General features: G+C 68.6%; 3 protein-coding genes. All 3 read right to left on the bottom strand.

Going from position 1 to position 1,949, the window contains the following annotated elements; genetic code table 11:
- Positions 1-86 precede the first annotated feature (86 nt).
- On the bottom strand, positions 87-1,034 hold the full coding sequence (locus ACFU99_RS42085; protein ID WP_384403659.1) for an rRNA adenine N-6-methyltransferase family protein: 948 nt from the start codon (positions 1,032-1,034) through the stop codon (positions 87-89).
- Positions 1,035-1,297: 263 nt separating this feature from the next.
- Positions 1,298-1,501 (bottom strand): DUF397 domain-containing protein, encoded by a 204-nt coding sequence (locus ACFU99_RS42090; protein ID WP_384403662.1) that lies wholly within the window; start codon positions 1,499-1,501, stop codon positions 1,298-1,300.
- A gap of 13 nt (positions 1,502-1,514) precedes the next feature.
- Positions 1,515-1,718: a DUF397 domain-containing protein gene (locus ACFU99_RS42095; RefSeq protein WP_384403665.1), complete on the bottom strand. Its 204-nt coding sequence runs from the start codon at positions 1,716-1,718 to the stop codon at positions 1,515-1,517.
- Positions 1,719-1,949 lie beyond the last annotated feature (231 nt).

Raw genomic sequence — 1,949 nt, forward strand, 5'->3', positions numbered from 1 at the left:
CTCAAGCGCCACGGCTTCACCGACATCGACGCGCGCATCCTTCCCGCCCCCGACCCGCAGGACGTCGGCACGCTCATGGTGCGCGCTCACCGCCCCGCGTAGCCAAGACTGCTGGTGGTGCTCACCACCTCCACCTCGGACCGTAGGCGTACGTGTTGCTCTCCCGAGGCGCTGATGGTGACCTCGTAGTCGGCCCATGTCCGTCGCAGGTCGACGGCCGCCGCCGTCGGCGTCCACCCGAGTTCGGCGAAGGGCCGTTCCGTTCGCTGGTCACGGGTCTTCATGAACAAGATGGACTTGATGAGGGTGCCGGTCGCGCCGCCTTGGCCGTCGCTCACCAGTCGGCACAGCACGTCGCAGTTGAACGGGGTGGCCAGCGGGGTCACGATGACGCCGCCCGCGCGGGTCTGGCGCGGCCACGCCGGCGGGATGGCGCGGACCGCGGCGGTGGACAGGATGCGGTCGTACGGGGCCCTCGCCGCATACCCCTGCTCTCCGTCGGCGCACACCACCAGCGGGGCGTAGCCGAGCTGGTGCAGCGTGGCTGCGGCCCCCTTGGCGAGGCCGCGGTCGATCTCCACGCTGGTGACCTCGTCGGTCTGCTGGGCGAGGAGGGCGGTGTTGTAGCCGCTGCCCGTACCGATCTCCAGGACGCGGTTGCTGGGCTGGAGGTCGAGGTGGTGGAGCATGTCGACCACTACGGCCGGGCAGGAGATGGAGCTGGTGAACGCGGAGCAGTCGGTGGGGCCGTCCTCGGTCCGTACGCGGCCGTCGGCGATCTGGGTGATGAGCGCGGCGAGCGGCATGTACACGGCTTTGAGCCAGGCTCGGGGGCGTTCTGCGCGGTCGATGACGTGGTACAGCCCGTCCGTACGGGGGTGCGCCCACCACACCCGGCCCGGTACGAACTCTTCTCGGGGGACGGTGAGGAACGTGGCGCGCAGCCATGGTTGCCCGGTGAAGTACGCGCCGTCGAGGCGGGCCTCGATGTCGGCTGCGCACCGGGCCCGCAGGTCGCCCGCTTTCATCGTCATGGCACCCGTCAGCTACTCGTCGTCGGGTTCTTCGGGATTCGGTTCGGGCGCCGGGTTTCCGGGGTCTCCTGGAGATGAGGAGTCGCCGCCGACCTGTCCGTTCTGATCCCCGCGATCCGTCACGTGGGCCTCCTCGCCGCTGCGGGTAAGTGACCGGGCCAGTGTGCTCGTCCGGGCACCTTGATCGCCACGCTGCCGAGCCGTGAACGACAGCAGGCGCCCTCCGAGGTCTTGGAGGACGCCTGCTGCACGCGGGTGTGGGGTTACTCCTGCATGCTGGCGATGAAGGATGCCCACGCCGCCTTGGAGACCGTCAGGCCAGGGATGGACATGTCCTTGGAGTCCCGGACGCGAACGACGCGAGCGCAATCCGCGGCCTCGACGCAATTGCCACCCTGATTGTTGCTGTAGCTGGACTTGAACCAAACCTCGTCGCTGACAGGAGCGGCTAGGGGGTTTCGGGTCATCTCGTCCCTCGCTTCAGGTTCCGGGCGTTGCGAGCAGGAACTGGGTCCAGGCTTCCTTCGGGAAGAGCAGGGCGGGGCCTTCGGCGTCCTTGGAGTCGCGTACGGCGATCTTGTCCCCCACGCGGGTGCGTCGGGCGAGCTCCACGCACGACCCTCCCTCCTGGGTGCTGTAGGAGGACTTCTGCCATTCGTCGGCGGCGGCCACATCGGGGGCCATGAAGTTGGTTTTGATGGCTACATCCACTTTCTCGCTAGTTGTTCCAGAAAGCGGGGTGTCTCCCCTGGTCCCCGTGATCCGCCACGTGGACCTCCTCGCTGCTGCGGGTAGGTGACCGGGCCAGTGTGCTCGTCCGGGCGCCTTGATCGCCACGCTGCCGAGCCGGGAACGGCAGCAGGTGCCCTCCGGGAACTCGGAGGGCACCTGCTGGACACGAGGGCTGGCTACCCC

Origin of the sequence: Streptomyces sp. NPDC057654 (assembly GCF_042800135.1) — a bacterium.
Classification (GTDB): domain Bacteria; phylum Actinomycetota; class Actinomycetes; order Streptomycetales; family Streptomycetaceae; genus Streptomyces.

What these genes read in the sequence shown, in the direction of transcription:
- ACFU99_RS42085 (WP_384403659.1), bottom strand. Translation starts at nt 1,034, where the DNA reads ATGACGATGAAAGCGGGCGACCTGCGGGCCCGGTGCGCAGCCGACATC.
- ACFU99_RS42090 (WP_384403662.1), bottom strand. Translation starts at nt 1,501, where the DNA reads ATGACCCGAAACCCCCTAGCCGCTCCTGTCAGCGACGAGGTTTGGTTC.
- ACFU99_RS42095 (WP_384403665.1), bottom strand. Translation starts at nt 1,718, where the DNA reads ATGGCCCCCGATGTGGCCGCCGCCGACGAATGGCAGAAGTCCTCCTAC.